The organism is Pseudomonas sp. NY15181 (assembly GCF_048068055.1).
In the GTDB taxonomy this organism is placed as follows: domain Bacteria; phylum Pseudomonadota; class Gammaproteobacteria; order Pseudomonadales; family Pseudomonadaceae; genus Pseudomonas.
On record NZ_JBLUPT010000010.1, the window covers coordinates 210,646 to 232,273 of the forward strand.

At 65.3% G+C, this 21,628-nt stretch carries 22 protein-coding genes and 1 pseudogene; 16 read left to right on the top strand and 7 right to left on the bottom strand.

Translation table 11 applies throughout. The annotated features are described in order from the left end of the window. Positions 1 to 36 precede the first annotated feature (36 nt). The 10 genes from ACNFBT_RS22070 (at position 37) to ACNFBT_RS22115 (ending at position 11,422) form a co-directional block, all read left to right on the top strand. Positions 37 to 1,377, top strand: coding sequence for a purine-cytosine permease family protein (locus tag ACNFBT_RS22070; RefSeq protein WP_416752868.1), 1,341 nt, complete (start codon positions 37 to 39; stop codon positions 1,375 to 1,377). 76 nt (positions 1,378 to 1,453) lie between these two features. Continuing rightward, positions 1,454 to 2,635 (top strand): hypothetical protein, encoded by a 1,182-nt coding sequence (locus tag ACNFBT_RS22075; RefSeq protein WP_416752869.1) that lies wholly within the window; start codon positions 1,454 to 1,456, stop codon positions 2,633 to 2,635. A gap of 254 nt (positions 2,636 to 2,889) precedes the next feature. Further along, positions 2,890 to 4,635: a hydantoinase B/oxoprolinase family protein gene (locus tag ACNFBT_RS22080; RefSeq protein WP_416752870.1), complete on the top strand. Its 1,746-nt coding sequence runs from the start codon at positions 2,890 to 2,892 to the stop codon at positions 4,633 to 4,635. A 13-nt stretch (positions 4,636 to 4,648) separates the two neighbouring features. Beyond that, a complete protein-coding gene (locus tag ACNFBT_RS22085; RefSeq protein WP_416752871.1) occupies positions 4,649 to 6,733 on the top strand; it encodes a hydantoinase/oxoprolinase family protein in 2,085 nt (694 codons plus the stop codon). Positions 6,734 to 6,831: 98 nt separating this feature from the next. After that, positions 6,832 to 7,788 carry a helix-turn-helix domain-containing protein gene (locus tag ACNFBT_RS22090; RefSeq protein ID WP_416752872.1) on the top strand — a complete coding sequence of 319 codons (957 nt, stop codon included), beginning with the start codon at positions 6,832 to 6,834 and terminating at the stop codon, positions 7,786 to 7,788. Positions 7,789 to 8,333: 545 nt separating this feature from the next. Then, the gene (locus tag ACNFBT_RS22095; protein WP_416752873.1) at positions 8,334 to 8,879 is read left to right on the top strand and encodes a chalcone isomerase family protein; all 546 of its coding nucleotides are present in this window, start codon (positions 8,334 to 8,336) and stop codon (positions 8,877 to 8,879) included. A gap of 5 nt (positions 8,880 to 8,884) precedes the next feature. Next, entirely contained in the window at positions 8,885 to 9,430 is a 546-nt protein-coding gene (locus ACNFBT_RS22100) for a DUF3833 domain-containing protein (RefSeq protein ID WP_416752935.1), read from the top strand. Then, positions 9,427 to 9,732 carry a DUF6482 family protein gene (locus tag ACNFBT_RS22105; protein ID WP_416752874.1) on the top strand — a complete coding sequence of 102 codons (306 nt, stop codon included), beginning with the start codon at positions 9,427 to 9,429 and terminating at the stop codon, positions 9,730 to 9,732. The genes ACNFBT_RS22100 and ACNFBT_RS22105 overlap by 4 nt, the downstream gene beginning before the upstream one ends. Further along, the gene (locus ACNFBT_RS22110) at positions 9,729 to 11,270 is read left to right on the top strand and encodes a cryptochrome/photolyase family protein (protein WP_416752875.1); all 1,542 of its coding nucleotides are present in this window, start codon (positions 9,729 to 9,731) and stop codon (positions 11,268 to 11,270) included. The genes ACNFBT_RS22105 and ACNFBT_RS22110 overlap by 4 nt, the downstream gene beginning before the upstream one ends. Then, positions 11,267 to 11,422, top strand: a complete 156-nt coding sequence (locus ACNFBT_RS22115) for a DUF2256 domain-containing protein (protein ID WP_416752876.1) — start codon at positions 11,267 to 11,269, stop codon at positions 11,420 to 11,422. The genes ACNFBT_RS22110 and ACNFBT_RS22115 overlap by 4 nt, the downstream gene beginning before the upstream one ends. Here the strand turns inward: ACNFBT_RS22115 and ACNFBT_RS22120 are convergent. From ACNFBT_RS22120 to ACNFBT_RS22150, 7 genes and pseudogenes are all read right to left on the bottom strand, one after another. After that, positions 11,387 to 11,877, bottom strand: a pseudogene (locus ACNFBT_RS22120) (DUF2878 family protein). The gene ACNFBT_RS22115 and the pseudogene ACNFBT_RS22120 sit on opposite strands and share 36 nt — an antisense overlap. Then, positions 11,877 to 13,145 carry a class I SAM-dependent methyltransferase gene (locus ACNFBT_RS22125; protein ID WP_416752877.1) on the bottom strand — a complete coding sequence of 423 codons (1,269 nt, stop codon included), beginning with the start codon at positions 13,143 to 13,145 and terminating at the stop codon, positions 11,877 to 11,879. The pseudogene ACNFBT_RS22120 and the gene ACNFBT_RS22125 overlap by 1 nt, the downstream one beginning before the upstream one ends. Then, on the bottom strand, positions 13,117 to 13,932 hold the full coding sequence (locus tag ACNFBT_RS22130; protein WP_416752878.1) for a DUF1365 domain-containing protein: 816 nt from the start codon (positions 13,930 to 13,932) through the stop codon (positions 13,117 to 13,119). The genes ACNFBT_RS22125 and ACNFBT_RS22130 overlap by 29 nt, the downstream gene beginning before the upstream one ends. Continuing rightward, entirely contained in the window at positions 13,929 to 15,176 is a 1,248-nt protein-coding gene (locus ACNFBT_RS22135) for an NAD(P)/FAD-dependent oxidoreductase (RefSeq protein ID WP_416752879.1), read from the bottom strand. Before ACNFBT_RS22135 ends, ACNFBT_RS22130 begins: the two co-directional genes overlap by 4 nt. Before the next feature lie 3 nt (positions 15,177 to 15,179). Next, on the bottom strand, positions 15,180 to 15,935 hold the full coding sequence (locus ACNFBT_RS22140; protein WP_416752880.1) for an SDR family NAD(P)-dependent oxidoreductase: 756 nt from the start codon (positions 15,933 to 15,935) through the stop codon (positions 15,180 to 15,182). Beyond that, positions 15,932 to 16,354 (bottom strand): nuclear transport factor 2 family protein, encoded by a 423-nt coding sequence (locus tag ACNFBT_RS22145; RefSeq protein WP_416752881.1) that lies wholly within the window; start codon positions 16,352 to 16,354, stop codon positions 15,932 to 15,934. Before ACNFBT_RS22145 ends, ACNFBT_RS22140 begins: the two co-directional genes overlap by 4 nt. Positions 16,355 to 16,450: 96 nt before the next feature. Continuing rightward, positions 16,451 to 16,921 (bottom strand): PAS domain-containing protein, encoded by a 471-nt coding sequence (locus ACNFBT_RS22150; RefSeq protein WP_331314789.1) that lies wholly within the window; start codon positions 16,919 to 16,921, stop codon positions 16,451 to 16,453. 127 nt (positions 16,922 to 17,048) lie between these two features. Here ACNFBT_RS22150 and ACNFBT_RS22155 point away from each other — a divergent pair, with 127 nt between their 5' ends. The 6 genes from ACNFBT_RS22155 (at position 17,049) to ACNFBT_RS22180 (ending at position 21,561) form a co-directional block, all read left to right on the top strand. Continuing rightward, on the top strand, positions 17,049 to 17,942 hold the full coding sequence (locus ACNFBT_RS22155) for a MerR family transcriptional regulator (RefSeq protein WP_416752882.1): 894 nt from the start codon (positions 17,049 to 17,051) through the stop codon (positions 17,940 to 17,942). A 202-nt stretch (positions 17,943 to 18,144) separates the two neighbouring features. After that, on the top strand, positions 18,145 to 18,492 hold the full coding sequence (locus ACNFBT_RS22160; RefSeq protein WP_416752883.1) for a metalloregulator ArsR/SmtB family transcription factor: 348 nt from the start codon (positions 18,145 to 18,147) through the stop codon (positions 18,490 to 18,492). 20 nt (positions 18,493 to 18,512) lie between these two features. Next, positions 18,513 to 19,796 (top strand): arsenic transporter, encoded by a 1,284-nt coding sequence (locus ACNFBT_RS22165; protein WP_416752884.1) that lies wholly within the window; start codon positions 18,513 to 18,515, stop codon positions 19,794 to 19,796. A gap of 27 nt (positions 19,797 to 19,823) precedes the next feature. Beyond that, on the top strand, positions 19,824 to 20,294 hold the full coding sequence (locus tag ACNFBT_RS22170) for an arsenate reductase ArsC (protein ID WP_416752885.1): 471 nt from the start codon (positions 19,824 to 19,826) through the stop codon (positions 20,292 to 20,294). A 12-nt stretch (positions 20,295 to 20,306) separates the two neighbouring features. Next, positions 20,307 to 21,008 (top strand): arsenical resistance protein ArsH, encoded by a 702-nt coding sequence (gene arsH, locus ACNFBT_RS22175; RefSeq protein WP_416752886.1) that lies wholly within the window; start codon positions 20,307 to 20,309, stop codon positions 21,006 to 21,008. 7 nt (positions 21,009 to 21,015) lie between these two features. Continuing rightward, on the top strand, positions 21,016 to 21,561 hold the full coding sequence (locus tag ACNFBT_RS22180) for an arsinothricin resistance N-acetyltransferase ArsN1 family B (protein ID WP_416752887.1): 546 nt from the start codon (positions 21,016 to 21,018) through the stop codon (positions 21,559 to 21,561). Positions 21,562 to 21,628 lie beyond the last annotated feature (67 nt).

Here is a 21,628-nt window from a genome sequence, read left to right on the forward strand (position 1 = left end):
GAGCCTCCCAACTCCAACAACAAGAAAGGTACGGTCATGGCTGGAGCACTCTCGAACCACGATTCATCCCCTGAACAGTCCCATTCCCAGGGCGCGGTCCCGGACTCGCAGCGGCTCGGCCGCGGCTCCCTGACCATGGCCTGGTGGGGCATCTGCAGCGCAATGTTCTACCTGGTGGTGGCCGCCGCCCTGGCCATGGGCTACGGCACGCTGAACGCCATCATCGGCCTGGTGCTGTCGGTGATCAGCTACGGCCTGGTCAACGCCATCATCAGCCGCCACGCCATCGCCACCGGCCTGTCGGTGGCGCAGTTCTCCCAGGTGCTGTTCGGCCGCACCGGAGCGGCGCTGGCCACGCTGATCTTCAGCGCCACGGCCATCTACTACGCGGTCTTCGAAGGCTCGGTGATGGCGGTGGCGCTGCATCACTACCTGCCGGGCCTCGAACTGCATGCCGCGTTCCTGCTGGTGGTCGTGTACAGCGTGCTGCTGATCTTCGGCAACGCCTTGCGCTGGCTGGACAAGCTCAACGGCGTGCTGCTGCCCTTCTACCTGCTCGGGCTCGTGGCCGCGGTGGCCATGGCCATCGGCGAATACGGCTACTCCTCCGCCTGGCTGGCACTGGCGCCCGAGGGCGGAGCGGTGCCCCACGGCTGGTGGAACTGCTTCACCTACTTCATGGGCGTCTGGGTGCTGATGATGTACACCTGGGACTACGCCCGCTTCGGCCGCAAGGAAGACAGCCGCTACCACGCGCGGATCAACTTCGGCATGCCCTTCTACTGCGTGGCCTTCCTGCTCAACGGCCTGGTGGGCATCTTCCTCGCCGCCACCATCCCCACCGAGGGCGGGTTGAGCGAGGTCTCGGTGGTGCTGGCGATCATCCAGCTGATGGGGCTGGGCGGCCTGCTCTTCGTCTGGATCAGCCAGACCCGCATCAACACCGGCAACTTCTTCCTCGCCGCCACCAACCTGCAGGCGTTCGCCGGCCACCTGGGCCTGGCCTGGGTGCCCTACGTGGCCTGGGCGCTGCTGACCGGCGCGCTGGTCTACCTGCTGATGCTCTTCGACGTGTTCAGCTACATCCTCCAGGCACTGGCCTACCAGAGCCTGCTGATCGTCGGCTGGGTCGCCATCGCCCTCGCCCACCTGCTGGTCACCCGCAATACCCGCTATCGGCTCGACGGCCTGCCCGCCTTCCGCGCCAGGGGCCTGTTCGCCTGGCTGGCTTCCGCGGCCGTGGGCATCGGCCTGCACCTGTGCGGCGTCACCGAGCTGGCCACCGCCTCGGCGCCGGCCGCCTTCCTCGTGGCCTTCCTCGGCTACCTCGCGCCCCTGCTGTCACGCCGCACCCAACCCCAGGGCGACCTGGGCTGATCTTCGGCCGCCCGGCGGGCGGCCCCTCCCCAACAACCACATGCCCCAACAACTACAAGAACATCTGGAGCGGTTCATGCACCCGCAACGCACTCGGCTTATCTCGATTCTCGCAGCCCTGCCCACCCTCGTTCTCGGCCTGGCACAGCCAGCCAGCGCCGTGGAAATCACCGACAACCTCGACCTCGGCGGCGCCCTGCGCGGACGCCTGGACTATGACCCCGACCGCGACATCTCCGAGTTCAGCTTCGACACCTTCTTCCTCACCGCCGACTACCACTCGGACAGCTGGATAGCGGCCGCCAAGTATCGTTTCTACGGCGGCGACTACCCCTACGACTACACCGACCGGGTGGGCGACATCGCCTTCGCCGAGTACGCCTGGATCGGCTACCGCTTCACCCCCGAACAGCAGCTGCAGGTCGGCCAGACCGCCATCCCCTTCGGCCTGGCGCCCTACTTCGGCAGCACCTTCTTCGAGACCCTGGGCAACGTGATCGGCCTGGAAGACACCCAGGACATCGGCTTCAAGTACCTCGCCCGGCACTGCGACTGGGACCTGCAGGCCGCCTACTACCCCATCCCCGCCGAGCAGGGCCGCGGCACCAGCCGGGGTGGCCGCACCTACGGCACCAGCGTCGCCAGTGCCGATGACTACGTGGTGGACGGCAGCGACAACCACGAGCAGGACATCCTCGTCGGCCGCCTGGCGCGGACCTACCAGGCCGGCGACTGGAGCGGCGAGGCCGGCGTCTCGCTGCTGACCTCCACCCTGGACAACCAGGACACCGGCCGCGACGGCCACCGCACCGCCGCCGCCCTGCACGCCACCGCGCAGAACGGCCCCTGGGGCTTCCAGGCCCAGGCCGCGCGCCAGCAGATGACCCCGGAGAATCCCGGCGACGACCGCCTGGTGAGCTTCGGCAGCTTCGACGGCACCTTCAACGTCGCCGCCAAGGGCAACCTCTACGTGGCGGACCTCAGCTACAGCCTGCCAGGCCAGTACGGCTGGTTCTCCGGCGTCAAGCTCTACGCCAACTACAGCCTGTTCGACAAGGATGAACGGGACTTCCGCGACTCCCAGCGCTTCATCGCCGGCAGCTCCTTCACCTTGGGCCCGTTATGGATCGCCCTGGAATGGCTGCACGGCAAGAACGACCCCTACATCGGCGGCGGCAGCTACACCCAGAGCCTGGGCGCGGGCGGCACCGACCACTGGGAGAACCAGCTGTACAGCAACATTGGCTACTACTTCTGAGGCGCTGCCGGGCTGCTGACAGGCGTCTTCACAAGCGATGCCGGCGGCCCTCCCTCGCCTGAGTCCAGACGTTCGCCCCCGCCTCGCGGGGGCATCCTCCTTGCTGCCCGGCCGCCCGCCTCCCCAGTGCGCCAAAACGCAACAACCGGTGCACCCAGCGACAAGCCAGCCGCCCCCGCCGGCCGTAGCGTATGCAGCAAGGGCCGTACACGAACGACCCTCACCCGAAACATAAAAACAAGCGTTGGTGCCCCATGAAAACAGTTGATCCCATCACTCTCGCGGTCGTTCGCGGCGCGCTGGAAACAGCGCAACGCGAGATGACCCTGACCCTGGAAAAGACCGGCCGCTCCAGTGTGTTCAACCTGGCCCATGACTATTCCAATTCCCTGTTCGACCACCTCCCCGAGATGATCCTCCAGGGCCAGGACATCCCGATCCACCTGGGCTCGCTGATTCCCGCCATGAAGTGCGTGGCCGGCTTCTTCGGCGACGACATCGCCGAAGGCGACGTGATCTACCACAACGACCCAGCCTACAAGGGCAGCCACATCCTCGACTGCTGCATGTACAAGCCGGTGTTCTACAAGGGCGAGCTGGTGTTCTGGACCGTCTGCAAGGGCCACCTCACCGACATCGGCGGCCCGGTGCCGGCCGGCTACAACCCCGACGCCAAGGAAATCTACGCCGAGGGCCTGCGCATCCCGCCGGTCAAGCTGTGGGACAAGGGCAAGCGTCGCGAAGACGTGATCAACCTGATGCTCACCAACATGCGCGCCCGTCCCTACCAGGAAGGTGACCTCAACGCCCAGTACGGCGCCTGCAAGGTCGGCGAGCGCCACCTGCTGGAGCTACTCGACAAGTACGGCGTGGAACAGGTCCGTGCCTGCATCGCCGAGCTGAAGAACATGGCCGACCGCCACATGCGCGCCCTGCTTCGCGACGTACCGGACGGCCACTACAGCGGCACCGCCGTGCTCGAGGACTCCGGCCACGGCCTGGGCGAACTGGCGATCACCGCCCACGTGGAAATCCGCGGGGACGAGGCGCACATCCGCATCGAAAGCCCGCCCCAAGTGCCCTACTTCATCAACTCCTACGAGGGCAACTCGGTCTCCGGCGTCTACCTCGGGCTGATGATGTTCGCCCAGGTCGCCCCGCCCTATAACGAAGGCCTGTACCGTTGCGTCAGCGTCGACGTCGGCCCCAAGGGCACCCTGTGCAACGCCCAGGAGCCCGCGCCCCACGTCAACTGCACCACCACCCCGATGGAAACCCTGGCCGACGCCGTGCGCCTGGCGCTGGAGCAGGCCTCGCCGCAGCGCGTCACCGCCTCCTGGGGCCATGCCAGCGGCATCAACATCGCCGGTCTGGACCCGCGCAACGCCAACAGCGAATACGTGACCATGGTGCTGGCCTCGATCATCGCCGGCGCGGGCGCCAACAAGGTGATGGACGGCTGGCACGCCTGCGGCCCGCTGTGTTGCTTCGGCGCCCTGATGAGCGGCGACATCGAGCTGCTGGAGCATGCCTACCCGGTGCTGATCCACCGCTACAGCCTGATGGCCGACAGCGGCGGCGCCGGTGAATTTCGCGGTGGTTCCGGCACCCGCCTGGAAATCGAGCCGCTGCAACACGCCATGACCGTGGTCGGCTTCGGCGAAGGCCGCCAGCTGCCCACCGCCGGCGCCGCCGGGGCGCGCAACGCCATGCCCGAACCCAAGCTCGGCCGCCTGATCCACCGCCACGCCGACGGCGAGGAAGACCACTACGTGCAGAACCCGATGCTCACCATCCAGCCCGGCGAGCGGATCATCAACATCAATCCCGGTGGCGGCGGCTACGGCGACCCGCTGCGCCGCCCGGTGGCGGCAGTCCTGCAGGACGTCCGCAATGGCCTGGTCTCGCCCCAGGGCGCGGCCCTGGAATACGGCGTGATCCTCGACGCCGAAGGCCACCTCGACGAAACCGCCACCCGCGCCGCCCGCGGCCAGTTCTGACCGGAGATCCGACATGCGCAACCAATATCGCCTGGGCATCGACGCCGGCGGCACCTTCACCGACTTCATCCTGGCCGACCGTGACGGCGGCGTGCAGCTGTTCAAGGCTCCCTCCACCCCGCAGGACGGCACCCTGGCCATCCGCGCTGGTCTGGCGCAGATCGCCGACGCCACCGGCCGCACCCCGGCGGAGATCATTGCCAACTGTGACCTGTGCATCAACGGCACCACCGTCGCCCTCAACGCGCTGATCGAACGCACCGGCGTGAAGGTCGGCCTGCTCTGCACCGCCGGCCACGAAGACAGCCTGGAAATCCGCCTCGGCCACAAGGAAGAAGGCCACCGCTACGACGCCCACTACCCGCCGGCGGACATGCTGGTACCGCGCCACCTGCGCCGCCCCGTCGGCGGCCGCATCCTCGGCGACGGCCGCGAGCACAGCCCGCTGGACGAGCGTGCGGTGCACGACGCCATCGACTACTTCCGCGCCGAGGGCGTGGAGGCCGTGGCCATCTCCTTCGTCTGGTCGGTGCGCAACCCCAGCCACGAGAAGCACGCCGCCGAACTGGTGCGCGCCGCGCTGCCGGGGGTGTTCGTCTGCACCGGCTACGAGGTCTTCCCGCAGATCCGCGAATACACCCGCACCTCCACCACCGTGGTCAACGCCTACCTCAGCCCGGTGATGGCGCGCTACGTCGAACGCATCGACGCGCTGTTCGAGGAGCTCGGCACCCAGCAGCCGGTGCGCTACTTCCAGTCCAACGGCGGCCTCGCCCCGGGCAACGTGATGCGCGAGCGGGCGGTGAACGCCATCAACTCCGGCCCGGCCTCCGCGCCCCAGGCCGGCCTTTCGGTGGCGCGTCCCTTCGGCATCGACAACATCATCACCGTGGACATGGGCGGCACCTCCTTCGACATCACCCTGACCAACGCCGGGCGCACCAACTTCAGCAAGGACGTGGACTTCCTCCGCCAGCGCATCGGCGTGCCGATGATCCAGGTGGAAACCCTCGGCGCTGGCGGCGGCTCCATCGCCCACCTCGACGAGTTCGGCATGCTCCAGGTCGGCCCCCGCAGTGCCGGCGCCAAGCCCGGCCCGGTTTGCTACGGCAAGGGCGGCAGCGAACCGACCGTGACCGACGCCAACCTCGCCCTGGGCTACCTGCCGGACGGCGCCCTGCTCGGCGGTACCATCCGCCTGAACCGCCAGGCCGCGCTGGACGCCATCCGGCAGAAGATCGCCGACCCGCTGGGCATCAGCATCGAACGCGCGGCCTTCGGCATTACCACCCTGGTCAACCTGAACATGGTCAACGGCATCCGCCGGGTGTCCATCGAACGTGGCCACGACCCGCGCGACTTCGCCCTGATCGGCGCCGGCGGCGCGGCGGGCATGCACGTGGTGCGCCTGGCCGAGGAAATCGGCATCCAGACCGTGCTGATCCCCAAGGTCGCCTCCGGCCTGTGCGCCTTCGGCCAGATCCTCTCCGACGTGCGCTATGACCAGCTGACCACCCTGCCGATGCGCCTGGACGCCGGGCACGTCGACCTGGACCAGCTCAACCGGGCGCTGGCCGAGCTGCGCCAGCAAGGCCTGGTCAACCTGCGCGACGACGGTTTCGGCGACGAAAGCAGCAGCTGCCACTACACCCTGGAAATGCGCTACCTCGGGCAGATCCACGAATGCAGCGTGGAACTGGAGGCGCACCGGCTCGACGAGGCGGGCCTGGCCGCGCTCTGCGAGGCCTTCCATGAGCGGCACCGCAAGCTGTTCTCCTACAGCGAGGACGCAAGCCCGGTGGAACTGGTCAACCTGGAGTGCTCGGTGATCGGCCACCTGCCGCGTCCGCCGCAGCTCGAACTGCAGGGCCCGGCCAACCCGCCGCCGGCGGTGCCGGACAGCCTGCGTCCGATGCTGTTCAGTGCCGATGGCGAGTTCCAGTCCACCGCCGTGTTCAACGGCAACCGCCTGTTGCCGGGCCAGACGGTCCAGGGCCCCTGCGTGATCGAGGAGGACACCACCAACATCGTGGTTCCACCGCTCTGGCAGGCGACACTCGAACCTTCCGCCACTTACCGGGTGACGCGCTGCGCTTGATGCAGCCCTGAATCACGCGGATCATTGGCCGATACACAGCGCGGCAGGCTCGACCTGCCGCGCTGTCCTCACAAAAGCAATAAGCACGAGGACACGCCATGCCCCATGAGTTGTCGACCGCCCGCTGGTCGCAGCATGAACGCCAGGCGCGCTGGGCCGAGGCAATCAGCAGTACCTACTTCCCTCTGTCGCTGCAGTTCGACGGCGACCAGCCCTTCGACGGCCACCTGCAGGTCTGGGATACCCCCAGCAGCCCCGTCAGCCTTTCCCGCCTTCGCTCCAGCACGCTGGGCTATTCGCGCAGCAAGGTCCAGGCCGGCGAAGACCGCGAAGCCTTCTACCTGGTCACGGTGCCCCGCTGTACCGATGTGCATTTCGAACAGGACGGTCGCCAGCTGAGCTGCGCGCCGGGCGGCTTCATCGTCGAACGCGGAGACGCGCCCTACCGCTTCCATTACGCCGCCGAGAACGATCTCTGGGTGCTCAAGCTCCCCGAGCGTGCGCTCAAGGGCCAGCTGCGCGGGCCCGAGCGCTACACCCGCTACTGCTTCGATGCCGAGCGCGGCTTGGGCCGGCTGTTCGTCGAGCAACTGGCGTTGTGCGCCACCCACTTCGACGCCTGCCCACCCGCCGCCCACCACCTGTTGCTGGAACAGACCCTGTCCATCCTGCTGCTGGCGCTGCAACAGGACGAGCGCGTGCTCAACAGCGAAAGCTCCAGCCTCAGCGCCCTGCACCTGCAACGGGTCGAACAGTTCGTTGCGCAGAACCTGGGCGATCCGAACCTCTCCCCACAATCCATCGCCAACGCCTGCGGCCTGTCGCTGCGCTACCTGCACAAGCTCTTCGCCGCCACGCCTTACACCCTGGGCGAATGGGTGCGCCAGCAACGCCTGGAAGCCGTGCACCGCCAACTGCGCGACCCGCACTGCCACCTTTCCATCGGCGAACTGGCCTATCACTGGGGCTTCAACGATCAGGCCCAGTTCACCCGGGCCTTCCGCCAGCGATTCGGCTGCACCGCCCGCGAAGTGCGGGGTGCACACGCCCACTGATTCCTGTGGGAGCGAGTGCTGCAGACAGGTGGGGAGACAGCGCCTTCATCACCGACACGCCACCATCAACGGCCCTCCCCCTGCTACCAATGCCTGTGGCTTAGCCAACAGAGTGCCCATTGATAGTTTCCCGCAACCTGTTCGCATCAGGCTGGGCCACGACTGGTGGTTATCCAGCGGAAGCAAACTGCCCACCGTCTGCCTGGGTCGGTAGCCGCCGTTTGCCGACGGCAGCTATCGCCTGTGGCCTCTCACCAGAGCCGGGAGTCGGCCAAAAACGACTACCTCGGATCAAACTGGAAAAGCAGGCGTTGTCAGGGCACGACTGACAACACTCAAGAAAAAAGCCCAGGTGCAATTTCGCACTCGGATACCGGCTCGCCTCGAATGAAGCGATCCAGGTGAGTACCGCAGCCGAATTTCACCCACTGCCAAGCTCCACGCAGCGTGGCTCAGTGGCCTGCGAATAAACATCCCTCATCACAAATATGTACATTTGAATATTTATGTACAAGTATTAGCAAAACAGACGATGAGCTGCCCCCATGCGCCAGTCACTTCTCTCGCGTGCAATCGGCCTGAGCATGGCGCTGTGGTGTGGAATCTGGAGCGCGCCTGGATGCGCAGAATGGCAGCGGGATGTGCCGGGTGCCGTGCAGATCGGGCAAGGGCAGTTCAGCTGGTTCGGCGTTCCGGTCTACCACGCGAGCCTCTGGAGTGCGGCCAAGCCGGTCGGATGGGAGTCCTCCTTCGCGCTGGAACTGGCCTATCGGCGAGACCTGTCGCGGGACACGCTAGTGCAAAGCAGCGTCGATGAAATGCGCCGTCTGGGTACCAACGACGAGGACTTGCTGACACGCTGGGCCGGCGAGATGCGCAAGGCCTTCGTCGATGTGCGCGCCGGACAAAGGATCACCGGTGTCTACCAGCCAGGCCAAGGCTGCCGGTTCTACGTCGATGGAGCGTTTCGGCACGCGGTGGCTGATAGCGGATTCGCCCGGGCGTTCTTTTCGATCTGGCTGGACCGGCGTACGCGCAATCCCGAACTGCGCCGGAAGTTGCTGGGCCTGAACGGAGTGGATGAACCATGAATCTGATCTTCCGCTTGCTTCTGCTTTCGTGCGCCCTCCTGCTGGGCAGTTGCGGCAACGTCGGGGTCGAGAGATATGCCGCGCAGCGTCCCGCGCTGGACCTGCCGGCATTCTTCTCCGGCCCGGTGCAGGCCTGGGGCATTTTCCAGAAGCCTTCCGGCGAGGTGGTCAAGCGTTTCAAGGTGGATATCACCAGCCGCCGCGAGGGCGAGCGCCTGATCCTCGACGAGCGCTTCCTGTATAGCGATGGCACCCGCCAGCAGCGGGTCTGGACCCTGATGCCGGAAGGACACGGACGCTGGCGTGGGCGCGCCGCCGATGTGGTCGGCGAGGCGTCCGGGGAAATCGCTGGCAATGCCCTGCGCTGGCGCTATCGCCTGAACCTGGAGGTGGATGGCCGGACCTGGGAAGTGAGCTTCGACGACTGGATGTACCTCATGGACGAAGACACCCTGATCAATCGATCGAGCATGAGCAAGTTGGGCTTCGAGCTTGGCCAGGTGACGCTGTTCTTCCGCCGCCAGGCTGACGCACCGGGGAGCATCGAATGACGTTGCAGGAACTCCATGAGGCGGCGTCGGCCGGCATGGTCGACGGCCTTGAAGTCGTATCCCTGGAGGGCGGCTTTTACATAGTCCAGGTGCGCCGGGCCAACAGCCTGAAACTGCTCTGCGACGAGAGTGGGCAGGTACTGCATCTGCGCTCCACCACCCAGGCCCGCACCCTGCTGGCCGGTCTTTGGCCGCTCCCCTGCGAACTGATCCAGCACTGCGTCCACGACGAGATGGGCGCCACCCGTGAAACGAGCGTGCAGCCCCTGCGTATCCCGCTCTCCCTGGAGCCCTCGTCGTGACGCTCAAGGTACGGCGGCTGGGACTGCTGCTGGGCGACCAGCTCAGCTTCGATCTTTCGCTGTTCGATGCCCTGGATCCGGCCCTGGACGCGATCCTCATGGCGGAGGTGAATGAGGAGGCACGCTACGTGCCCCATCACCCGCAGAAGATCGTGCTCATCTTCAGCGCCATGCGCCACTTCGCCCAGGCGTTGCGGGAACGCGGCTGGCGAGTGATCTACACCAGGCTGGACGATGCCGACAACAGCGGCAGCATCACCGGCGAAGTGCTTCGCTGGCATGCCATGCTGGGTGAACCGGCCGTGCATTTCACCGAATGCGGCGAGTGGCGGCTGGAGCAGGCGCTGCGCCAGTGCGGGATACCGCTGACCTGGCATGAGGATCGCCGTTTTCTCTGCTCCCGGGCCGAGTTCGTCCACTGGGCGGGCAATCGCCAGACGCTGCGCATGGAGCACTTCTACCGTGAGATGCGCCGGCGCACCGGCCTGTTGATGGAACCCGATGGCCAACCCGTCGGCGGGCACTGGAACCTTGACGCCGACAACCGCAAGCCCCTGCCCCGAGGCATGGCAGGGCCGTTCGCGGCGCGCTTCGGCCAGGACGCCATCACCCGCGAAGTGATGACGCTGGTGGCCGAATATTTCAGCAACCATTACGGTCGCCTCGACCGCTTCGACTACCCGGTGACTCACGGGCAAGCCCAGGCACTCTGGCAGCACTTTCTGGAGTTCGCCTTGCCAGCGTTCGGCGACTACCAGGACGCCATGGCCGAGGGCGAGCCCTATCTCTTCCACGCGCGCATCAGCGCCGCGCTGAACATCGGTTTGCTCGACGTTCGCCAACTGGCGACGGACGTCGAAGACGCCTATCGCCAAGGGCAGGCCCCGCTCAACGCGGCGGAAGGATTCATCCGCCAACTGATCGGCTGGCGCGAATACGTCCGCGGCATCTACTGGCTGCGCATGCCGGATTACTCGGAGCTCAACGGCTTCGGCAATCGCCGCCCTTTGCCCGAGTTCTATTGGACCGGCCGAACGGACATGCGCTGCATGGCCCAGGCGATAGGCCAGACCCTGGAGCTGGGTTACGCGCACCATATCCAGCGGCTGATGGTCACCGGCAATTTCGCCCTGCTGGCTGGCATCTCGCCGGCGGCCATCTGCAACTGGTACCTGGCGGTCTACCTGGACGCCTTCGATTGGGTCGAGTTGCCGAACACGCTGGGCATGGTGATGCACGCCGACGGGGGCTACCTCGGATCGAAACCCTACTGCGCAAGCGGCCGCTACATCCAGCGGATGTCCGATCACTGTGGCGCCTGCCGCTACCGGGTGGACAAAGCCACGGAAGACGACGCTTGCCCGTTCAACGCGCTCTACTGGCATTTTCTCATGCGGCACCGCGACCAGCTCGGCCACAACCCTCGCCTGGCCATGCCATACCGTAACCTGCAGCGCATGGGCGATGAACGCTGCCTCGCCCTCTGGCAACGCGGCGAGGCGCTGCTGGGACGCCTGGATGCGGGGTTGCCGCTATGAAGAAAGCCCATCTGCCGGAAAAGACCTGCGCTGTCTGCGGCCGCCCCTTCATCTGGAGGCGGCGCTGGGCAAGATGCTGGAATGACGTTCGCTATTGCTCCGAGCGCTGCCGGCGCTCACCAGCGAAGCGCCAGCTTCAGCATCAGGGGTAGCCAGACGCACCAGACCAGCGCCAATACCACGGCCGTGGCGCCGTTGCCCCAGGGCAGGCCGACACCGGTCAGCGATGCGCCGCCCCAGTAGGCCAGCGGCCCACCCGCCGCGCCCAGCAGGCCTCCCCGCCATGTTGGGCTCACGGCCCAAGCGAGACAGTGCCGTAGACCGCTGGCGAAAACCAACCAGAGCAGCGCCAGCCACGCCGGCAGGATTTCGCCGCGAAAATCGAACAGGCCGAGCGCACCCAACAGCACATCCAGCACACAACCGGCCACGCCAACCGTGAGGAGTGCCCGGCACTCCCCTGCCCTCCATTGGCACAGCCAGAGATGCGCGATCAGGCCGGCCGCCACTGCTACAAGCAAGGCGACATGTTGCGCCCCCAGCACGCCCCCCACCAACCCAGCTGCAGCCACAGGGCATTGCCAATCAGCCAGCCGCGGCGGGACATCAGGCTTCCAGGTGATCCACCAGGGCCGCCTTGCGCGCGGCCGGCCCCGCCCAGAGCAGGTGCGCCACGCCGATGGCACGCTCTTCGAAGCCGCCCTGGCAGTAGCACAGGTAGAACTCCCACAGGCGCTGAAAGTGCTCGTCATAACCCAGTTCCAGCAGCTCGGCACGCGACTGGCGCAGGTTCTCGCGCCAGTGCCGCAGCGTGCGGGCGTAGTCGGCGGCGAAGTCTTCGAGCTGCACGAGGCTGAGCCGCGTGTGGTTCGTGGCAGTCTGCAACAGCACGGTGATCGATGGCAGCGCACCGCCGGGGAAGATGTAGCGCTGGATGAAGTCTACCGAGCGACGAGCCTGCTCGTAGCGCTGGTCGCGAATGGTGATGGCTTGCAGCAGCATCAGTCCGTCGTCCTTGAGCAGCGCCGCGCAGCAACGGAAATACTCGGGCAGGTAGCGATGGCCCACGGCCTCGATCATTTCGATGGAGACCAGCTTGTCGAAGCGCCCGCGCAGATCCCGATAGTCCTCCAGCAGCAGTGTGATGCGGCCCTCCAGGCCGCAATCACGGATGCGTCGCTCGGCGCAGGCGTACTGTTCGCGGGAGAGCGTCGTCGTCGTCACACGACAGCCATAATGCGTCGCAGCGTAGAGCGCCAGACTGCCCCAACCGGTTCCTATTTCCAGCAGGTGGTCCTCCGGCCGCAGGTCCAGCTTGCGGCAGATGACATCGAGCTTTTGCAGTTGCGCCTGTTCGAGGCTCTGCTCGGGGCTGGAGAAGATCGCCGATGAGTACATCAAGGTAGGATCGAGCAAACGCTCGAACAGGTCATTGCCCAGGTCGTAATGGGCCATAATGTTGCGCTGCGAACCGCGCCGGCTGTTTCGGTTCAGCCAGTGCAGCAGCTTGAGCGCCGGGCGCCCCAGCCGGGCCAGCCCGCCCTCCAGCGCATCGAGCGCGTCAAGATTGGCGACGAACAGGCGGGTCACCGCTGCCAGATCCGGGCTGCTCCAGAATCCCTGAATGTAGGCCTCGCCAGCACCGATCGAACCGTTGCAGGCGACCATGCCCCACACCGCCTCGTTCCGCACTTCGATCACCGCTCGCAACGGACTGAGCCGGTCACCGAAATCCAGTACGGTTTCCCCCTGACGCACCTGCAACCAGCCTTGGCGCAACAGGCGCAGCCGCCCCATGACGGCCTGGCGCAGCAGGCTTCCCGCCAGCGGGGCCGTAATTCCGGTCTTACCGGCGCTCAGGGTGGGGTCGGTCATGGTCGGACTCCTTCTGTACGATGTGGCCGACACTCAGGCGACCGTCGCTTGCCTGGTGGTCATGCACGGGAATGCGTTTGAGCAGCAGGCGCAGGGCCTGCCAGTAGATGGCGGTGACGGTGCGCAGGCTCATCCAGGGGAACGCCAGCAGATGACGGCGTAGCGCAGGAGCGTCCAGCGTCTGCCGCTGCAGGTCGAGGCTGGCCTGGAATATCAACTGCTCCTCACGCCAGTTCTCCATGTGCACGTGCAGGCGCGACTCCTCGATCAGGAAACGCATGCGGTATTGCATGTGCCGGGGCAGGAAGGGGGAAACGTGAAACGCCTTCGCCACCGCGAACTCCCGCGATGCGCCAGGCGTCACCGGAAACACATAGTGAAAGCGCTCCCGCCAGGGCGTGTTGCGCACCTCGCAAAGAATGGCGGCCAGACGGCCATCGGCGTCATGACAGAAATAGAAGCTGACCGGGTTGAACCACAGCCCCCAGCTGCGCAGTTGGGTCAGCAACTCGATTCGCCCCGTGGGCGCTTCGCCCAGTGCCTCACGCAACAGGCGACGTACCGCCTCGGCCAGCGGCAACCCCTGGCGCGTCCATGCCGGCAGATAGTCGTGCTCAACCCAGCTCAGCGGTGCAAACCGGGTAGCACGCAGTAATGGCGAGAGCTGCAGCAGCTGCGGCTGCTCTGCAAGGTCCAGCAGGATCATGCCGACCGGATAGCGAAAGGCGTGCAGCCGCGGCAGCACCCGCCGGTGGCTGACCCAGCCACGGCAGAGGCTGCTGTTCACAGCCGCTCTCCGAAGTAATCGGCCACTTCCAATGCGCTGACCACGCCGTCCTCGTGGAAGCCGTTGCCCCAGTAGGCACCGCAGAAGTAGCTGTGGTGACGCCCCTGCAACTCGGCACGGCGCGCCTGTGCCGCCACACCCGCCAGGCTGAACTGGGGATGCGCATAGTCGAAGCGCGCCAGCACCTTGGAGGGATCGATCTGCTCGCTCTGGTTGAGACTGACACAGAAGGTCACCGGCGCGTCGATGCCCTGCAGAATGTTCATGTTGTAGGTCAGCGCGGCCGGCGCCTGCGTCGGCCCGCCGAGCCGGTAGTTCCAGCTCGCCCAGGCACGACGTCGCCTGGGCAGCAGGCGCGTGTCGGTATGCAGGACGACCTCGTTGCTGGCATAAGCCAGCGCGCCGAGCACATCGCGCTCTTGCGGTGTAGGGGAATCCAGCAGGCCCAGGGCCTGGTCGCTGTGACAGGCGAACACCACCTTGTCGAAACGTTCGCAGCCGGCGGCACTGAGAATCTCGACGCCCTGCCCGTCCCGCTTGACCCGCTGCACCGGGCAAGACAGCCGAATGCTCTGGCGAAAGCTCGCGCTCAAGGGTGCTACGTAGCTCCGTGACCCACCTTCCACCACCCGCCACTGAGGCCGCTCGCTGACGGAAAGCAAACCGTGATTGGCGAAAAAGCGCACGAAGAACTGCAGCGGGAAATCCAGCATGCGTTCCGGCGACATCGACCAGATAGCGGCGCCCATGGGCACGATGTAATGATCGATGAAGCGGGCGCCGTAGCCATCGGCTCGCAGATAGTCGCCCAGCGTCAACGACGCTGGAATGCGCTGCTCGGCCAGATCCTCGAGGGCCGTGCGATTGAATCGCAGAATGTCCCGCAGCATTCCCCAGAAGCCAGGGGACAGCAGATTGCGCCGCAGGGCGAACAGCGTGTTCAGGTCATGGCCGTTGTACTCCAGCCCGCTGGCCGGATCGTGCACCGAGAAGCTCATCTGCGTAGGCCGCGAGGCGACGCCCAGATGTTCCATCAGCTGGATGAAACGCGGATAGGTCCAGTCGTTGTAGACAATGAACCCGGTATCCACGGCGTAACGCCGCCCCTGCCAGTCGACGTCGACGGTGTGGGTATGCCCGCCGATCCAGTCGGCGGCCTCGAAGACGGTCAGCTCGTGCTGACGAGCCAGCAGGTAGGCGCAGGTCAGCCCGGAGATGCCGCTGCCAATGATCGCGATGCGCATGGCTCAGGCCTCCGCCGGTGGACGCGCCAGGCGCCGCCCCAGGCCAAGTCGCCAGCGCGCCGGCAGTCTGCCTAGCAGCTTCAGCGCCAGAACGAAGGCAAACGGGAAGGCGATCTCCAGAGGGCGGGAATCCAGCCTCGCGACGATATGTTCGGCGGCGCGCCGGGCTGGCCACAGCATCGGCATGGGAAAGTCATTGCGCCGTGTCAGCGGTGTGTCGACGAAGCCAGGGCTGACCAGGGTGAGGTCGATACCCTCCTCCGCCAGATCGATCCGCAACGACTCCACCAGGTACCGCAAGGCCGCCTTGGAGGCACCGTAGGCACCGGCACGCGGCAGGGCCAGCCAGGTCACGGCACTGCCGATGATCACCAGATGCGGGCGCTGGCAGTGGCGCAGCAAAGGCAACGCGGCCTCGATGCAATTCGCCGTCCCGACAAGATTGGTCGCGACAACGCGCTGCACCAAGGCGGCGCTGAAGAGTCCAGCCTCCAGGTATTCGCAGGTTCCGGCATTAAAGATGACGCGATCCAGAGCGCCCCACGCCTGCCCGATTAAGCGGGCAGCCACGGCGACCTGGTCCGCGTCCGCGATATCCGCGGCGACTATCAGCACCTGCCCCGGATAGCGTTGCGCCAAGGTCTCGAGCGATTCCGCCCGGCGCGCCGTCACCGCCAGATGGTGACCGTCCGCGAGCAACCGATCAGCCATGGCAGCGCCCATGCCGCTGCCGGCTCCGGTCAGCCAGATGCGGCTCATGCCAGCCTCCGCTTGAGCCAGCCGATGACGCCGCCCAATACCGGCAGATGCTCGTAAAGCAGCGCTCCAGCGTCGAAATAATCCCGGTGGTAATCGACCCGCTCGCTCCATCGCAGAAAGCTGCAGCCATCCAAGGAGATCAGCCCGCCGCCGGCCAACCTCGCGTGGCGAAAGTGCAAGGTCCAGCGCAGGTATCCGCGGCCCTGCGCGACTTCGTCAAATTCATGGAAGTCGTAGCGCAGTTCGCGGACATTGGCGTAAATCGATTCGAAATAGCGGCGCAGCTCGGCGAGCCCTTCCGCCTGGTGCAGTGGATCCTGGAAGCACACGTCCTGGCTATAAAGCTCATCCAGCCGGTGCAGGCTCGTGGCATCCAGCGTGGCGAAACGTTCGGCGAAGGGCTGCAGGAACGAAGACATAGGAAGCTCCGATAATTTCTGTACAGATCAAAAATTCTGTACAGGTATAATCGAAGCCTACGGCAAAAATTGTACAAATCAAGAGATCTTGTACAGTTATTTGGGTGCGGAATTGTTCCTTCCCAGGTCGGCGGTAGCCAATTGACGCTTGAGCTCGGCCACCTCCGCCTCCAGCTGCCTGACTCGTTCCAGCGCCGCGACCTCAGTACTGACATCGCGCTGGATGCCGATGAAATAGGTGAGGTGATCCGCCTCGTTGCGCACCGGCGTAATGGAGAGTTCGTTCCAGAACGGCGTGCCATCCTTGCGGAAGTTGCGCAGCACTTCGCGGCAGGGTTGGCCACTGCTTATTGCTTCGCGGATGGCCGCCAGCCCGGGTTGCTGGCGCTCGGCTCCCTGAAGGAACCGGCAATCGCGGTAGAGAATGTCATCCACGGCATAGCCGGTCAGGCGCTCGAAGGCGCGATTGGCGTAGATCAGGATGCTGTCATCACCCTCCTGCTCCGCCACCACGACACCGTCGTTGGAGGCTTCGACCATCAATTGCAGCAGCTTGGCGTTGATCATGGCGGCGTTCCCGTCCGGTTTGAAATCATCCGCCTAGGGTAGTCGGCGAGCTTCGCGATGCCCAGCGCGGCCATGAGCGCCGGCGCTGGTTTACAATCTCCGCACCTTCGCCTCCCCTGGCCGCGCCATGAACGACATTCTCGAAACCGACCTGCTGCCCATGCGTGAGATCGTGCGCCTCACCGGCGTCAATCCGGTGACCCTGCGTGCCTGGGAGCGACGCTATGGTCTGGTGAACCCGATACGCACCGAGGGAGGCCACCGCCTTTATACCCGCAGCGACCTGCAGACCATCCAGGACATCCTGCTCTGGTCCGGCCGAGGTATGGCGGTCGGCAAGATCGGCGAACTCCTCGCCAAATCTAAGCGCCAGGAACCCGAGCAGGCCGACGACGAACTGCTGCAATGGCGCGAAGCCTTCGAGCGGGCCAGTGCGGCGTTCGACCTGGACGCACTCGATCGTCTCTATGGCCAGGCTTACAGCCTCTATCCGCTCCTCACCCTGCTGGAGGAGATCCTCCTGCCACTGTGGCGCTCCCTGCTGACGCTCAATGCCTTTGGCGCGCGCAGCCAATGGCTGTTTCTCGATGCCTTCCTGCGCGCCCGCATCCTCATGCGCTTGCAGATGAGTCGTCCCAGCGAAGCCTGCGTCCTGCTGTCGGACGCCACGGGAAACCTCCGGGAGTTCGAGTTGCTGGCGACGGGACTTCTGCTCAGCGACGATGGAATCCAGGTTCGAACTCTTTCGCCGGACACGCCACTGGAGGAATTGCCACTGCTCTGCCAAGCGATCCAGCCGGCTGCCCTGGTGCTTCTGGCCCATGTCGCGCTAGCCGGCGAAAGGCTCAAACGCGTCGAGCGCCTGCAACTGGCCATTGACTGCCCGCTGGCAGTGACCGGCGAGGCTGCACAGAAGATATCGAGCGCGCTGCGCGAGGTCCCCCTCGCCGATCTCGGCAACAACCCGGCAAGTGCTCGGCAGCGCCTGCGCGCTTTAGTGCGGGGAAAATTGCAGCTCTGAGTCACTGTTTCTGAATCGCACGAACCGCAGGCGAATCGGGTGAGGGCGACACCCACCTGCGTCTTCGAACTTTTGCCATGAGTTGGAAGCTGCCGCTGGCTGAGAGCAGCTATTGGCTGTGAAGCGGACGCTCGTGTTCAATGAGCTTGCGCATTACATATGGAAATTCGTATATTCGAATTTCCATATGTAATGTGAAGCCATGATCACTCCACCCGAAGTCTTCAAGAGTCTGGCCGACGAGACCCGCGCTCGCGCCACTTTGCTCATCGCCAGCCTCGGCGAGCTCTGCGTCTGCGAGCTGATGTGCGCCCTGGACGATAGCCAGCCGAAGATCAGCCGCCACCTGGCGCAACTGCGCAGCAGCGGTCTGCTGCTGGATCGGCGCCAGGGCCAGTGGGTCTATTACCGCCTCAACCCCGAGCTGCCCGCCTGGGTGCACGAGATGCTGCAGGTCACCCTGCAGGCCAACGCGCAATGGTTGGCCGACAACACCCTTCGCCTGCAGAACATGGACGGCCGCCCCGTCCGTGAAGCCGCCTGCTGCTGATCCTTTTGAGCGAGTCCTCCATGCTGGTCGCCGTTGCTGTCTTCGTTTTCACCCTCGTTCTGGTCATCTGGCAACCCAAGGGCCTTGGCGTCGGCTGGAGTGCCGCGCTGGGCGCGATCATCGCCCTGGCCGCCGGTGCGGTTTCGCTGCACGACATCCCGACCGTGTGGGCCATCGTCTGGAACGCCACTGCCACCTTCATCGCAGTCATCATCATCAGCCTGCTGCTGGATGAGGCCGGCTTCTTCGAGTGGGCCTCGTTACACGTAGCGCGCTGGGCGAATGGCAGCGGCTACCACCTGTTCGCATTCTGCATACTGCTCGGCGCCGCCGTCTCGGCGCTGTTCGCCAACGATGGTGCGGCGCTGATTCTTACGCCCATCGTCATGTCGATGCTGCTCGCCCTGCGCTTCTCGCCAGCGGCGACCCTGGCTTTCGTCATGGCAGCCGGTTTCATCGCCGACACCGCGAGCCTTCCGCTGGTGGTCTCCAACCTGGTGAACATCGTCTCGGCCGACTACTTCGGCCTGGGTTTCGCTGAGTACGCCTCGGTGATGGTACCGGTGAACCTCGCTAGCGTCGCCGCAACCCTGCTGGTGCTGTTCCTGTTTTTTCGCCGCGACATCCCGAGGCAGTACGCACTCGGCGCGCTGAAGGAGCCAAAGGCAGCGATCCACGACCGCGCCACCTTCATCGTCGGTGGGTGGACGCTGCTGGTACTGCTGGTCGGCCTGTTTGCCCTGGAGCCGCTGGGCATCCCGGTGAGTGCCGTGGCCGCTGTCTGCGCGGCGATTCTCTTTGCCGTCGCCGCCCGCGGTCATCGCATCTCCACTCGTCGCGTACTGCGCGAGGCGCCCTGGCAGGTGGTGGTCTTCTCTCTCGGCATGTACCTGGTGGTGTACGGTCTGAAGAATGCCGGCCTCACGGACTCCCTGACCCAGTTGCTCAACCGCCTCGCCGAGCACGGCCTGTGGAGCGCCGCCATTGGCACCGGCCTGCTGTCGGCGCTGCTGTCCTCGGTGATGAACAACATGCCCAGCGTGCTAGTCGGCGCCCTGTCGATCCAAGCCAGCGGCGCGGAGGGTCTTGTGCGGGAGGCGATGATTTACGCCAACGTGATCGGTTGCGATCTCGGCCCGAAGATTACCCCCATCGGCAGCCTCGCCACCCTGCTCTGGCTGCATGTACTGGAGCGCAAGGGCATGCGTATCACCTGGGGTTACTACTTCAAGGTCGGCATCCTCCTCACCCTGCCCGTTCTGCTGATCACCCTTTCGGCCTTGGCGCTGCGCCTGAGCCTCTGACGTCCCCGTTTAGCGGAGGAGCCTTCCATGCGAGTCCTGTCCATGTGCACGGCCAACAGCTGCCGCAGCATCCTCTCCGAAGCGCTGTTCAACCACCTGGCGCCGGAAGGCTTCAAGGCGGTCAGCTCCGGCAGCTTCCCCAAGGGCCAGGTTCTACCGCGCAGCCTCACTACTCTGTTGCAGGCCGGCATATCTACCGAGGGCCTGAGCAGCAAGCGTAACGACGCATTCGAAGGCAACCCGCCGTATATCGTCATCACCGTCTGCGACAAGGCCGCTGGCGAAGCCTGCCCGGTGTACTTCGGCCCGGCGCTGAAGTCCCACTGGGGACTGGAAGACCCATCTAATGTCGTAGGCGATGAGGCGTCCATTGATGCTGCATTCCGCGCGACGCTGGCCAGTATCGAGCTGCGCTGTCGGGCCTTCTTCGCCCTTCCATTCAGCTCCCTCGGCCGCGGCGAACTCAAACACGAACTGGATCGCATCGGCACTCTCTGAGCAGGAGGAAATATGTCCGATCAACTGCCCAATCTCGATCTTTCGCTGTTCAGCCTCCCGCCAGCGACAACCCGTCCCAGCGAGCACAAGCCACGCATCCTGCTGCTGTACAGATCGACCCGCGAACGTTCTTTCAGCCGCCTGCTGGTGGAGGAAGCCGCGCGTCTGCTGGAGCACTTCGGCGCCGAGACGCGCATCTTCAATCCCTCCGGCCTGCCGCTGCCTGACGACGTACCTGTGGAACATCCCAAGGTGCAGGAGCTGCGTGATCTGGTGCAGTGGTCGGAAGGCCAGGTCTGGTGCTCGCCGGAGCGACACGGCGCAATGTCTGCCGTGTTCAAGGCGCAGATCGACTGGATTCCCCTGGCGCTCGGCGCCGTGCGCCCCACCCAGGGCAAGACGCTGGCGGTGATGCAGGTCTGCGGCGGCTCGCAGTCGTTCAACGTGGTCAACCAGTTGCGCGTACTCGGCCGCTGGATGCGCATGTTCACCATCCCCAACCAGTCATCGGTACCCAAGGCCTACCTGGAGTTCGACGACGCGGGTCGCATGAAGCCGTCGGCGTACTACGATCGCGTAGTGGACGTCATGGAAGAACTGGTGAAGTTCACCCTGCTGTTGCGTGATCGCCAGGAGTTCCTGGTGGATCGTTATTCGGAGCGCAAGGAAAGCGCCGAGCAGCTTTCCGCCCGCGTGAATCAGCGCTCGATCTGAGGCCGCCATGTCCATTGAAGTTAGAGAAGCACGCCCCGAGGACGCTGCAGCGATCCAGTCCATCTACGCTCCGCTCGTGACCGGCACCGCGATCTCCTTCGAGGAAGTACCGCCGACCATCGAGGAGATGCGGCAGCGTATCGTCACGACCCTGCAGACCTACCCGTACCTCATCGCGGAGCGCGATGGGCGCCTGGTTGGTTACGCCTATGCCAGCCAGCACCGGGCGCGTGCCGCCTATCGATGGGCAGTGGATGTCACCGTCTACATCGCAGACGGCGAGCGTCGCTCCGGGGTTGGCCTCAGCCTCTACGGCGAGCTGCTACCCATACTCGCCAAGCAGGGATTCAACGCGGCCTATGCCGGCATTGCGCTGCCCAACGCTGGAAGCGTTGGCCTGCATGAACGGCTGGGCTTCCAGCACATCGGCACCTTCCCGCAAGTCGGGTTCAAGCTGGGCCAATGGCACGACGTGGGTTACTGGCGCCTGGAGCTGGGTGCGCCGAGCAAATCGCCCGGAGACCCTCGCCGATACCCGGAAGTAGCCGGCTGACCGTCCGCTATGGGGCGATAACGGACAGCCTCCGCTCAAGGCGTGGCGCCGAATCCTTCATGGGGCG